14 protein-coding genes are annotated in these 11,869 nt (G+C 63.2%); all 14 read right to left on the reverse strand.

The annotated features are described in order from the left end of the window. Window positions 1-6 precede the first annotated feature (6 nt). The 14 genes from PVZ77_RS02240 to rpmH all read right to left on the reverse strand — a co-directional run bounded on the left by PVZ77_RS02240 (window position 7) and on the right by rpmH (window position 11,511). Complete coding sequence (locus tag PVZ77_RS02240; protein WP_007160121.1) at window positions 7-543, reverse strand: F0F1 ATP synthase subunit delta; 537 nt, start codon at window positions 541-543, stop codon at window positions 7-9. A gap of 12 nt (window positions 544-555) precedes the next feature. Then, entirely contained in the window at window positions 556-1,026 is a 471-nt protein-coding gene (locus tag PVZ77_RS02245) for a F0F1 ATP synthase subunit B (RefSeq protein WP_184289321.1), read from the reverse strand. 55 nt (window positions 1,027-1,081) lie between these two features. Next, on the reverse strand, window positions 1,082-1,339 hold the full coding sequence (atpE, locus tag PVZ77_RS02250) for a F0F1 ATP synthase subunit C (protein WP_003097235.1): 258 nt from the start codon (window positions 1,337-1,339) through the stop codon (window positions 1,082-1,084). Window positions 1,340-1,478: 139 nt separating this feature from the next. Then, window positions 1,479-2,342: a F0F1 ATP synthase subunit A gene (gene atpB / locus PVZ77_RS02255; RefSeq protein ID WP_133860216.1), complete on the reverse strand. Its 864-nt coding sequence runs from the start codon at window positions 2,340-2,342 to the stop codon at window positions 1,479-1,481. Between the two features lie 16 nt (window positions 2,343-2,358). Then, entirely contained in the window at window positions 2,359-2,763 is a 405-nt protein-coding gene (locus PVZ77_RS02260; protein WP_183632190.1) for a F0F1 ATP synthase subunit I, read from the reverse strand. Window positions 2,764-2,909: 146 nt separating this feature from the next. Next, window positions 2,910-3,782, reverse strand: a complete 873-nt coding sequence (locus PVZ77_RS02265; RefSeq protein ID WP_273805486.1) for a ParB/RepB/Spo0J family partition protein — start codon at window positions 3,780-3,782, stop codon at window positions 2,910-2,912. A gap of 9 nt (window positions 3,783-3,791) precedes the next feature. Further along, on the reverse strand, window positions 3,792-4,586 hold the full coding sequence (locus tag PVZ77_RS02270; protein WP_133860219.1) for a ParA family protein: 795 nt from the start codon (window positions 4,584-4,586) through the stop codon (window positions 3,792-3,794). Between the two features lie 8 nt (window positions 4,587-4,594). Then, window positions 4,595-5,239 carry a 16S rRNA (guanine(527)-N(7))-methyltransferase RsmG gene (rsmG, locus tag PVZ77_RS02275; RefSeq protein WP_273805485.1) on the reverse strand — a complete coding sequence of 215 codons (645 nt, stop codon included), beginning with the start codon at window positions 5,237-5,239 and terminating at the stop codon, window positions 4,595-4,597. Further along, on the reverse strand, window positions 5,239-7,131 hold the full coding sequence (gene mnmG, locus PVZ77_RS02280; RefSeq protein WP_273805484.1) for a tRNA uridine-5-carboxymethylaminomethyl(34) synthesis enzyme MnmG: 1,893 nt from the start codon (window positions 7,129-7,131) through the stop codon (window positions 5,239-5,241). The genes rsmG and mnmG overlap by 1 nt, the downstream gene beginning before the upstream one ends. 444 nt (window positions 7,132-7,575) lie before the next feature. Then, window positions 7,576-8,940, reverse strand: a complete 1,365-nt coding sequence (gene mnmE, locus PVZ77_RS02285; protein ID WP_273805483.1) for a tRNA uridine-5-carboxymethylaminomethyl(34) synthesis GTPase MnmE — start codon at window positions 8,938-8,940, stop codon at window positions 7,576-7,578. A gap of 63 nt (window positions 8,941-9,003) precedes the next feature. Next, window positions 9,004-10,719, reverse strand: a complete 1,716-nt coding sequence (yidC, locus tag PVZ77_RS02290; RefSeq protein ID WP_273805482.1) for a membrane protein insertase YidC — start codon at window positions 10,717-10,719, stop codon at window positions 9,004-9,006. A gap of 2 nt (window positions 10,720-10,721) precedes the next feature. Beyond that, window positions 10,722-10,970, reverse strand: coding sequence for a membrane protein insertion efficiency factor YidD (gene yidD, locus PVZ77_RS02295; RefSeq protein ID WP_133860224.1), 249 nt, complete (start codon window positions 10,968-10,970; stop codon window positions 10,722-10,724). Next, on the reverse strand, window positions 10,963-11,364 hold the full coding sequence (rnpA, locus tag PVZ77_RS02300) for a ribonuclease P protein component (protein WP_133860591.1): 402 nt from the start codon (window positions 11,362-11,364) through the stop codon (window positions 10,963-10,965). Before rnpA ends, yidD begins: the two co-directional genes overlap by 8 nt. Before the next feature lie 12 nt (window positions 11,365-11,376). Next, window positions 11,377-11,511, reverse strand: a complete 135-nt coding sequence (gene rpmH, locus PVZ77_RS02305) for a 50S ribosomal protein L34 (RefSeq protein ID WP_017641476.1) — start codon at window positions 11,509-11,511, stop codon at window positions 11,377-11,379. Window positions 11,512-11,869: the final 358 nt, after the last annotated feature.

Raw genomic sequence — 11,869 nt, forward strand, 5'->3', positions numbered from 1 at the left:
TCAAACTCAAGGTTTCAACGCTTCGGCCAGTTGCGCGAGCTTGCCGCGAACGGAGCCATCGATTACCAAGTCGCCGGCGCGGATTACCACACCACCGATCAGGCTCGCATCCTCGGATGCATTTAGTCGCACTTGTCGACCTAGCCTTGCGCTGAGAGCCTTGGCGAGTTTGTCTTGCTGTTCGTCGCTCAGGGCGAAAGCACTGGTGACTTCCGCCTCGATGGATTTTTCCTGCTCGGCCTTATACGCCTCGTAGATCTCGGCGATGGCCGGGAACAGGTCGATCCGGTTGTTTTCTGCCACGGTCCGAACGAAGTTCTGGGACTGTGCATCCAGCTGATCGCCACATACATCGATGAGCAATCCGGCCTTGGCGTCCGCAGTCAACTGCGGCTGCTGAAGCAGCTGGCGCACGGTCCCATCTTGGGATACCGCGGCGAGCAGCCCTAGCGCGGCCGACCATTGGGTCAGCTGCTGCTGGGACTGTGCGAACTCGAAAGCCGCCTTGGCATAGGGCCGGGCCAGCGTGTTCAGTTCTGCCATTGGTGGCCTCGCTTAGATTTCCGCTGCCAGTCGGTCGACCAACTGGGCATGAGCATTGGCATCAACGGTCGATCCGAGGATCTTCTCGGCGCCGGCCACGGCCAGCACGCCGACGCGAGCACGCAGAGCGTCCTTCGCGGTGTTGATTTCCTGCTCGATTTCCGCCTGAGCCTGCGCCTTGATCCGGTCGCCTTCGGCACGGGCCTTGGCCTGTGCGTCCTCGACGATCTGAGCGGCACGCTTGTTGGCTTGCTCGATGATCTCGGCTGCCTGACCCTTGGCTTCGTTCACTTTCTGGTTGGCTTGCTGCTGTGCCATTTCCAGATCACGAGCCGCGCGGTTGGCAGCGTCAAGGCCATCGGCAATCTTCTTCTCACGCTCACGCAGCGCCGAGATGATCGGCGGCCACACGTACTTCATGCAGAAGAGCACGAAGATGAAGAAGGCAACGGACTGGCCTATCAGGGTTGCATTAATGTTCACGCCAACACCTCGCTCGTTCGTTGTCCATCAGTCCTGCCTACACCCGTGAGGGTGATCAGCCGGCGATCTGACCAACGAAGGGGTTAGCGAAAGTGAAGAACAGGGCGATACCAACACCGATCATGGTCACGGCGTCGAGCAGACCGGCGACGATGAACATCTTGACTTGCAGCATCGGAACCATTTCCGGCTGACGAGCGGCGCCTTCGAGGAACTTGCCACCCAGCAGACCGAAGCCAATGGCGGTACCCAGAGCGCCCAGGCCAATCAGCAGAGCAACGGCGATCGCGGTCAAACCAACTACAGTTTCCATCTTTCCTCCCGACTTTTTTAGTCGTCTTGGTTAAGGTTGAAGCGAAAAAGTTTTCCCAAGTTACCCGGCGGACAATGTCCTCCGGGACTCACGGCAGAACCGCCTCCAAACGCCGTCAGCAGCGTCCGGGGGCCATTCCTTAGTGACTTTCTTCGTGCGCCATCGACAGGTAGACGATGGTCAGCATCATGAAGATGAAGGCCTGCAGGGTGATGATGAGGATGTGGAACACCGCCCACGCCCACTGCAGCACGATACCCAGGCCACCCAGCGCCAGACCGTTGGCGAACATGATGGCGATGAGGATGAAGATCAGCTCGCCAGCATACATGTTGCCGAATAGTCGCAGCGCCAGCGAGATCGGCTTGGCAATCAGGGTGACGAATTCGAGCAGGAAGTTGATCGGCACCAGGATGATCTGCAGCAGCATGTTCTTGCTGCTGAAGGGGTGCAGGGTCAGCTCGCCGAAGAAGCCGCCCAGGCCCTTCATCTTGATGCTGTAGAAGATCAGCAGGGCGAACACCGACAGGGCCATGCCCAGGGTGGCGTTCGGGTCGGTGGTGGGCACCACGCGGAAGTAGGTGTGCTCGCCGAACAGCATGCCGGCCACGGACGGCAGCCAGTCCACCGGCACCAGGTCCATCAGGTTCATCAGGAAGATCCAGACGAAGATGGTCAGGGCCAGGGGCGCGATCAGCGGATTCTTGCCATGGAAGGTGTCGCGGACGCTGCCGTCGACGAATTCGACCAGCACCTCGACGAAGTTCTGCAGGCCGCCGGGCTGACCGCTGGTGGCCTTCTTGGCGACGCTGCGGAACAGCACCAGGAAGATCAGGCCGAGGGCGACCGACCAGCCGAGGGTATCCACGTGGAAGGCCCAGAAGCCCATTTCCTTAGCTTCAGCGGGGGTGTGGGCGAAGCTCCAGCCGTTCACCGGGTGCATACCATAGGTCAGGTTCTGCAGGTGGTGCTGGATGTAGCCCGAAGCGGAGTCTGCTGCCATGTGTGCCTCGAATGCCTTAAGGTCTAGTCGGTTTTTTCAGTAGCAGGGGCGCGCCGGCATTGACCATCAGCGTCAACAGGTAGACGCCGAACAGTGCAGGAGCCGAAAGCGGTTTTACCCCAGCAAACGTCAGTGCAAAGAGCACTGCCGTGAGAATCAGTTTGCCCGCCTCGCCCGAGTAGAAAGAACGGACGATGTCTTGGGCGGCATGGGCGCCGCGATAGCGGAACGCCTTGAACGAAAAATACAGATTGGGCAGCCAGGCAATCAGCCCGCCCAACAATCCGGAATAACCGGCGACCTTACCGACGAAGCAAAACAAGACAACGGCGGCACACGACGCGACAGCCAGTTGGACGAGCAGCAGGCGAAAGGCAGGCTGGTGATGGAAAGGCAGGCGTTTGGGCGTGCGGCGGTCCATCGGCTCGAAGTCCTCTGGTGTCGGCTTAATAGTTGTTTTCACTGGCATGCTTTGTGCCGACAAAAAGCGGGCAAAGTATAGGGGCGCGTCCAGAGTGGTTCAAGCCACCCCGGACAGATTGCCGTCCAGGCTCGCAGGCATTTGTGTCAGCGAATGTGCGCCAGTACGCCTTGAAGTTCGTCCAAAGAGGTATAGCGGATCACCAGCTGGCCCTTGCCTTTTTCGCCATGGCGGATCTGCACGTTGGCGCCCAAACGTTCGGCCAGACGCTGCTCCAGCCGACTGATGTCGGGATCGACCACCGCGGCCTTCTCCTCCGGCTCCGCGCCGCTAAGCCACTGGCGCACCAGGGCTTCGGTCTGCCGCACGGTGAGGCCCCGTGCGACAACGTGCCGCGCCCCTTCGCTCTGGCGCGCCTTGGGCAGACCGAGCAGTGCCCGGGCGTGGCCCATTTCCAGCTCGCCCTTGGCTAGCAGTTCCTTGGCGTCTTCGGCCAGCGCCAGCAGGCGCAGCAGGTTGGTCACACCCGAGCGCGACTTGCCTACGGCTTCGGCCACCTGGGCCTGGGTCAGCTCGAATTCGTCCTGCAGCCGCTGCAGGGCCATGGCCTCTTCCAGCGGATTGAGATTCTGCCGCTGGATGTTCTCGATCAGCGCCAGGGCGATGGCCACCTGATCGGGCACGTCGCGTACCAGCGCCGGGATCCGCTCCAGACCGGCCTGCTGGCTGGCCCGCCAGCGGCGTTCGCCGGCGATGATCTCGTAACGACCTTCACCGATGGCACGCACTACGATGGGCTGCATCAGCCCCTGGACGCGGATGGAGTTGGCCAGCTCTTCTAGAGCGGTCGGATCCATGTGCAGGCGCGGCTGATACTTGCCGCGCTGGATGATGTCCAGCGGCAGCGATTGCAGTTCGCTGACCGGGGTGGCGGCAGCCTGCTCCTGCAGGACCTTTACGCTGGCACCGCCGAGCAGGGCGTCGAGACCGCGGCCCAGACCTCGTTTCTTCACAGCCATGGGGATTCCTTAGGCAGTCTTGGCGACGCGAGCCGCCTTGCGCTGACGTTTGACCAGCTCGCTGGCCAGTTCCAGGTAGGCCGCGGCCCCCTTGGAACTCTTGTCGTAGACCAGGGCGGGCATGCCGTAGCTGGGCGCTTCGGCCAGGCGGACGTTGCGCGGAATGATGGTTTCGTAGAGCTCGTCGCCGAAGTGCTGCTTGAGCTGGGCGGCGACGTCGTTGGCCAGGCCGATGCGCGGATCGAACATAGTGCGCAGCAGGCCCTCGATCTTCAGCTGCGGATTCAGCCGCTGGGCGATGTGCTGGATGCTGCCGACCAGATCGGTCAGGCCTTCCAGGGCGAAGTACTCGCACTGCATGGGAATGATCACGCCATCGGCGGCCACCAGGCCGTTGATGGTCAGCATGGACAGCGACGGCGGGCAGTCGATGAGCACGTAGTCGTAGTTGTCCCGCACCGGCGCCAAGGCGTCGCGCAGGCGACTCTCGCGCCCGGTCATCTCCAGCAGCTCGACTTCCGCGGCGGTGACGTCGCGGTTCGAGGGCAGCAGCTGGTAGCCGCCGTGCTCGGAGAAGTGCATGGCGTCGAGCAGACCGCAGGCCCCGGTGAGGACGTCCAGCACCGAATGCTCGAGGGCGTGCTTGTCCACCCCGCTGCCCATGGTGGCGTTGCCCTGGGGATCGAGATCGATCAGCAGCACCTTGCGCCGGTTGGTGGCGGCCAGAGAAGCGGCGAGATTGATGCACGTCGTGGTCTTGCCCACCCCGCCCTTCTGGTTGGCTATCGCGTAAACCTTGGCCATGTACCGCCTTACCCCTCTCCGTTCGTGCGGCGCAGTATCAGCAAGTGCCGCTGGCCTTGGCAACCGGGAACCGCGAGGACGTGCGCCGCCGCAACCCGGAAATCCGCTGGTAGCTTGGCCAGCTCGTCGTCGGGGTGCAGTCCCTTCATCGCCAGCCACTGTGTTTGGTTGTCGCCCAGGTGGCGCGTCCAGGTGGCGAAGTCGTCGATGGCGCTGAACGCTCGCGAGACGATGCCGGTGAAGGGCGCGGCAGGCTGGAAGGCCTCGACGCGGGCGTGGACCACCTCGACATTGGCCAGGCCCAGCTCGATCCTGGCCTGGGTCAGGAAGCGGGTCTTCTTGCCGTTGCTGTCGAGCAGGGTGAAGCGCGACTCGGGAAAGAGGATCGCCAGGGGAATGCCCGGCATGCCGCCGCCGCTGCCCACGTCCAGCCACTGCCCCGCGCCCACGTAGGGGACGATGCTGAGGCTGTCCAGCAGGTGCCGCGAGACCATCTCGTCGGGATCGCGCACCGCGGTGAGGTTGTAGGCCTTGTTCCACTTGACCAGCAGGTCCAGGTAGCCCAGCAACCGCTCTTCCACGGCGGCAGTCAGGGCTACGCCGAGGGTCTGGGCACCCTGGCGCAGTTCGTTGGCTTGGATCGCGCTGGCCATCAGGCGCTGTGCTCCAGGCTGCGACCGGCGCTGCGCTTCTTGAGATGGATCAGCAGCAGCGAGACCGCCGCTGGCGTGACGCCCGGAATGCGCGAGGCCTGGCCCAGGGTCTCGGGACGGGCCTGGGCCAGCTTGTGCTGGATCTCCTTGGACAGTCCGGAGATGGCGGCGTAGTCGAGTTCCGCCGGCAGCGCCACGGCGTCGCTGGCGCGCAGACGCTGGATCTCGTCCTGCTGGCGATCGATGTAGCCGGCGTACTTGGTCTTGATCTCGATCTGCTCGGCGACCTGGGTCTCGGCCGGTGTCTGGCCTACCGCGGCCAGCAGACCGGCATAGTCGATCTCCGGACGAGCCAGCAGATTCTGCAGGTTGTATTCGTGATTGAGCGGCGTGCCGAAGCGCTCGGCCACCGCCGTTCCCTCGGGCGTGCCCGGGCGAATCCAGATCGCCTTGAGACGCTGCTCTTCCAGGGTGATGCCCTCGCGCTTGGCTTCGAACAGCGCCCAGCGCTGGTCGTCCACCAGACCCAGCTCGCGACCCTTTTCGGTCAGGCGCAGGTCGGCGTTGTCTTCGCGCAGGATCAGCCGGTACTCGGCGCGGGAGGTGAACATCCGGTAGGGCTCCTGGGTACCCAGGGTGATGAGGTCGTCGACCAGCACGCCGAGGTAGGCCTCGTCGCGGCGCGGACACCAGGCCTCACGGCCCTGGGCGCGCAGCGCGGCATTGGCCCCGGCGAGCAGACCCTGGGCGCCGGCTTCTTCGTAACCGGTGGTGCCATTGATCTGGCCGGCGAAGAACAGGCCGGCGATGACCTTGGTTTCCAGGCTGTACTTGAGATCCTGCGGATCAAAGAAATCGTATTCGATGGCGTAGCCGGGTCGCAGGATATGGGCGTTCTCCATGCCGCGCATGGAGCGCACCACCTCGAGCTGCACATCGAAGGGCAGCGAGGTGGAGATGCCGTTGGGATAGAGCTCGTGGGTGGTCAGGCCCTCAGGTTCGAGAAAGACCTGATGGCTGTCCTTGTCGGCGAAGCGATGGATCTTGTCTTCGATGGACGGACAGTAGCGCGGCCCTACCCCTTCGATCACGCCCGAGTACATGGGCGAACGATCCAGGTTGGCGCGGATGATGTCGTGGGTGCGGGCGTTGGTGTGGGTGATCCAGCAGCTGACCTGCGCCGGATGCTGCTCGCGATTGCCGAGAAAGGACATCACCGGCAGCGGGGTATCCCCGGGCTGCTCGGTCATCACCGAGAAGTCCACCGAGCGGCCGTCGATACGTGGCGGTGTGCCGGTCTTCAGGCGGGAGACCCGCAGCGGCAGTTCCCGCAGGCGCTGGGCCAGGGCGATGGCAGGCGGATCTCCCGCTCGTCCACCGCTGTGATTCTGCATGCCGATGTGGATAAGACCACCGAGGAAGGTCCCGGCGGTCAGCACCACGTTGTCGGCATGGAATTTCAGGCCCATCTGGGTGATCACGCCAGCGACCCGATCGCCTTCGACGATGAGGTCGTCACAGGCTTGCTGGAATATCCACAGGTTGGGCTGGTTTTCCAGGGTGTAGCGGATAGCCGCCTTGTACAGCACGCGATCGGCCTGGGCGCGAGTGGCGCGGACGGCAGGTCCCTTGCGGCTGTTGAGAATGCGGAACTGGATGCCGGCGAGGTCCGTCGCCGCGGCCATGGCGCCGCCCAGCGCATCGATCTCCTTGACCAGATGGCTCTTGCCGATGCCGCCAATGGCGGGATTGCAGCTCATCTGGCCGAGAGTTTCCACATTATGCGTGAGCAGCAGGGTGCGCACACCCATGCGAGCGGCCGCCAGGGCCGCTTCGGTACCGGCATGGCCGCCACCGATCACGATGACGTCGAAACGGGAAGGAAAGTCCACCACGCACCTCGTGCCTGTTGGCAGGAATTCGAAGGAAAGCCGGCAAGTATAAGGCCTAGGCCAGTCTTGCAGAAGGGGCCCTGGCCAAAAAATGACCAGGCTCCGGGGTAGACGCTCAATATAAACAATAGAGAAGAAAGTTTTAAAAGGACTGATATAGAGCTTATGTATATGCAGGCCCTTCGCTGTGGATAAGCTTATGCAGCCCTTGGCAGGCCTGGGCTGGGGAAAACCTGAACCCCGTGCACGTCTTGTGCTGTGGATGGATACAAGCTCTCAGCATCCTGTGGATCCTTTGGCTGCTTATCCACAAGGCAGGTCATGGACAGGCAATGCACCGATTTATGGGCAGACCTCAGGCGGGTTTATCAACAGGGCTCTGGAAGGGGGAAGTGAGGACAGAAAAGGCCTGCATTGCACAGGCCTGCTACAGCGGAGCCGGAGTTACTTGCCGATGCAGAAGCTGGAGAAGATGCGGCCGAGCAGATCGTCGGAGCTGAAGGCGCCGGTGATCTCGCCGAGCACCTGCTGGGCCTGGCGCAGATCCTCGGCCAAGAGCTCGCCGGAACCGGCCAGGGTGAGCTGGCGATAGCCGTGGTCCAGGGCGCTGGCCGCCCGCTGCAGGGCATCCAGATGGCGGCGGCGGGCGCTGAAGCCGCCCTCGGTGGTCTGCTCGAAGCCCATGCAGGCCTTGAGGTGCTCGCGCAAGGCCTCGACCCCCCCGCCATCGGTGGCGCTGAGGGCGATTTCCACCGGCGCGGTCGACGCCAGCAACCCGGTGGGTTCACCGGTGAGGTCGGCCTTGTTGCGGATCACCGTCAGCTTGTCCAGCGGCGGCCTGGCGCTCAGCAGTTCCGGCCAGAGCGCCTGGGGATCGCGGGCTTCCGGTGCGCTGGCGTCCACTACCAGCAGCACTCGATCGGCGCCGGCGATGGCGTCCAGGGCCCGCTGGACGCCGATCTGTTCCACCCGGTCATCGGTGTCGCGCAGACCGGCCGTATCGACCACGTGCAACGGCATGCCATCCAGGTGGATATGTTCACGCAGGACATCGCGAGTGGTGCCGGCGATGTCGGTGACGATGGCGGCCTCGCGGCCGGCCAGGGCATTGAGCAGGCTGGACTTGCCGGCATTGGGGCGGCCGGCGATCACCACGGTCATGCCGTCACGCAGCAGGGCACCGCGATTGGCTTCGCGACGGACCTCCTGCAATTCGGCCTGGACCCCCTCCAGCAGGCCCTGGACCCGACCGTCGGCGAGGAAGTCGATCTCTTCCTCGGGAAAATCGATGGCCGCCTCGACGTAGATACGCAGCTGGATGAGTTGCTCGACCAGGCTTTCCACGCGGCGGGAGAATTCGCCCTGCAGCGAGCGCAGGGCATTGCGCGCCGCCTGTTCGGTGCTGGCCTCGATGAGGTCGGCGATGGCCTCGGCCTGGGCCAGGTCGAGCTTGTCGTTGAGAAAGGCGCGTTCGCTGAACTCGCCCGGGCGGGCCAGGCGCGCGCCTTCCTCCAGGGTACGGCGCAAGAGCAGGTCGAGGATCACCGGGCCGCCGTGACCCTGGAGTTCCAGCACGTCTTCACCGGTGAAGGAATTGGGGCCGGGAAAGAACAGCGCGATACCGGCGTCCAGCACGCTGCCGTCGGCGGCGAGGAAATTGCCGTAGTGGGCATGCCGGGGAGCTAGCTCACGGCCGCAGATCACCCGGGCCAGGGGCGCGGCCAGGGGCCCGGAGACGCGGACGATACCGACTCCGCCGCGCCCGGTGGCGGTGGCGATGGCGGCGATGCTGTCGGAAGGCAGGGACATGACGATCCTCCAGAAAGCACGACGCCCCAATCAAGGGGCGTCGTGTGGATAGGGTGAGCGGGGTCAGGCCTTCTTGCTGGCCGCCTCGATCTTCCGGGTAATGTACCACTGCTGCAGGATCGACAGGCAGTTGTTGACGATCCAGTACAGCACCAGACCGGCCGGGAACCACAGGAAGAAGAAGGTGAAGATGATCGGCATCATCTTCATGACCTTGGCCTGCATGGGATCCGGCGGTGCCGGGTTGAGCATCTGCTGCACCAGCATGGTGGCGCCCATGATGATCGGCAGGATGAAGAAGGGATCCTTGGCCGACAGGTCGGTGATCCAGAACATCCAGGGCGACTGGCGCATCTCGACGCTTTCCAGCAGCACCCAGTACAGCGCCAGGAACACCGGCATCTGCACCACGATGGGCAGGCAGCCACCCAGGGGATTGATCTTCTCCTTGCGGTAGAGCTCCATCATCGCCTGGGACATCTTCTGGCGATCGTCGCCATGCTGTTCCTTCAGCGCCTGCAGTCGCGGGCCGACGGCGCGCATGCGGGCCATGGAGCGGTAGCTGGCGGCGGACAGCGGGAAGAACAGCATCTTGATGATGATGGTCAGGACGATGATCGACCAGCCCCAGTTACCCAGGATGCTGTGGATATGCTGTAGCAGCCAGAAGATCGGCTGGGCGATGAACCACAGGAAGCCGTAGTCGACGGTCAGTTCCAGACCGTGGGACAGGGTCTTGAGGTGCTCCTGGATCTTCGGACCGGCATAGAGGGTCAGCGAGGTCTCGCCCTTGCCACCCGCCGGCACGCTGAATTGCGGACCGGTGAAGCCGACGATGTAGTTGCCCTGGGCATCCTTGCGGGTGGTGATCTGGTGCTGCTCGTCCTTGTTCGGCACCCAGGCGGTTACGAAGTAGTGCTGCAGCCACCCGACCCAGCCGCCCTGCACGGCTTCCTGCAGGCGATTCTTGTCCATGTCGCTCATGGACACCTTGCGGTAGGGCTCGGCCGGGGTACCGACCGCGGCGCCCAGGTAGGTGGACACGCCGGTGGCGGTGGTGGCCGAGGGATCGCCGCTCTTGTCACGCTTGAGCTGGGCATAGAGCACGCCGTTCCAGGCGCTGGCGCTCTGGTTGTCGATCAGGTAGCTGACCTGGATCTGGTAGGCGTCCGGGTTGATGCAGGCGATCTTCTTCTGCGCCTTCTCGGCGTCCGAGCAGTCGACCTTCAGGCCCCGGTGGAAGGTGAATCTCTTGATGTAGTCGACGCCATTGGCCTGGTACTTGAGATCCACCACCAGCTGTTGCTGGCCATCGGAGAGTACGTAGCTGGACTGCGCCGAGCTGTACAGCGGACGACCGGCGCTGTTGGCATCGGGCCCGTTGGCGCCGGTCAGGCCGCTCTGGGCCAGGTAGAGACGCTGGCTGCCGTTGTCGAACAGCATGAAGGGATCGTTGGGATGATCCTGGCGGCTCGGGTACTGCACCAGGCCGAGCTGGACGATGTCGCCGCCGCGGGGGTCGATGGCCAGATCCAGGACGTCGGTACGCACCTTGATGAGCGCGGTGCTCGGTTGGGCAGCCGCGTTGTCCACCGGGGCAGCTGCCTTGGCATCGGCCGGGACGTCGGTGGGCACGTTGGGAGTATCGCCCGGCAGGACGCTGGTCTGCGTCTTGGCCGTGGGCAGATCGCCCTGGCCGTAATCCTTGTTCCACTGGAAAACCAGGGTGTAGGACACGATCGCCAAGGCGGCAATGAGTAGCGGGCGCTTGATATCCATGTTTACTCGGCCATCGAAGAGGTCGGGGCTGGGTTCTTTGCGGGAGGAACGGGATCGTATCCGCCTGAGTGCCAGGGATGGCACCGGCACAGTCGCCGTGTGGTCAGCCAGCCACCACGCAGCAGCCCGTGGCACTCGATGGCTTCGAGGGCGTAACCGGAACAGGTCGGATAGAAACGACAGTGACTGGCCATCAAGGGGCTGATGGCATAACGGTAGAAGCGAATCAGCAGCAGGGCCGGTTTACGCATGAGCACCGTCGGGACTGTCAATGGGGTGGGCAATCGTCTTGCTCGCCTGGCGATTGAGACGTTTCCACAGTTGCAGCAGCTGATCGTGCAATTCGGGATTGTCGACCTCGCCGAGTCCCTTGCGGGCGACGAAGACCAGATCGAAGCTGCCCAGGCGGTCCTGATTCAGCCGGAAGGAATCCCGGATGACCCGCTTGATGCGATTGCGCTCGACAGAAAGCTTGACGCTTTTCTTGCCGATGACCAGCCCCAGGCGGGAATGGTCGAGCCCATTGGCATGGGCGAGCAGCAGCAGGTGCTTGCCGGATGCCTTGTGGGTGGGAGAGTCAAAGACCGCTTGGAACTGTTGGGAGCTCAGTAAGCGCCTGTCCCGACCGAAACCCTGACTCACCACCTGACCGGGCAATCAGATCGCCAGACGCTTGCGGCCTTTGGCACGGCGACGGGCGAGAACCTGACGGCCGTTCTTGGTTGCCATACGAGCACGGAAACCGTGGACACGGGCGCGCTTCAGGGTGCTGGGTTGGAAGGTGCGTTTCATGGACTTTTACCTAGGTGAAAGCGGCAAGGCATGAGTGCCCCGCGCAAAGAGACCGGCGATTCTAGAGAAAGCCTCGGTACAGGTCAATTTCCAACCAGCACCGGCTGGCAGGCGGATGCGTAAATAAAATCAACAGGTCAGAAGGTTTTAAAAGACTGTTGAAGTGAATATGTATGGTGCAGCGGTTTTCTGTGGATAGATCGTGGCAGCCCAGATCCAGCCTGGTCGGAGCGACAGCGGAAAGTCTGTTTTCAACAGGTGGGGCGAAGGTGGTCAGGCTGTCCAGAGACTGTGGATAAGCGGAGCTGTTACGCACAGCACGATTATCCACAGAGAAAAACCCCCGGTTGTCCAGAGA

The sequence above is a fragment of the Pseudomonas sp. SHLD1 genome (genome assembly GCF_028640935.1).
In the GTDB taxonomy this organism is placed as follows: Bacteria; Pseudomonadota; Gammaproteobacteria; order Pseudomonadales; family Pseudomonadaceae; genus Chryseomonas; species Chryseomonas aestiva.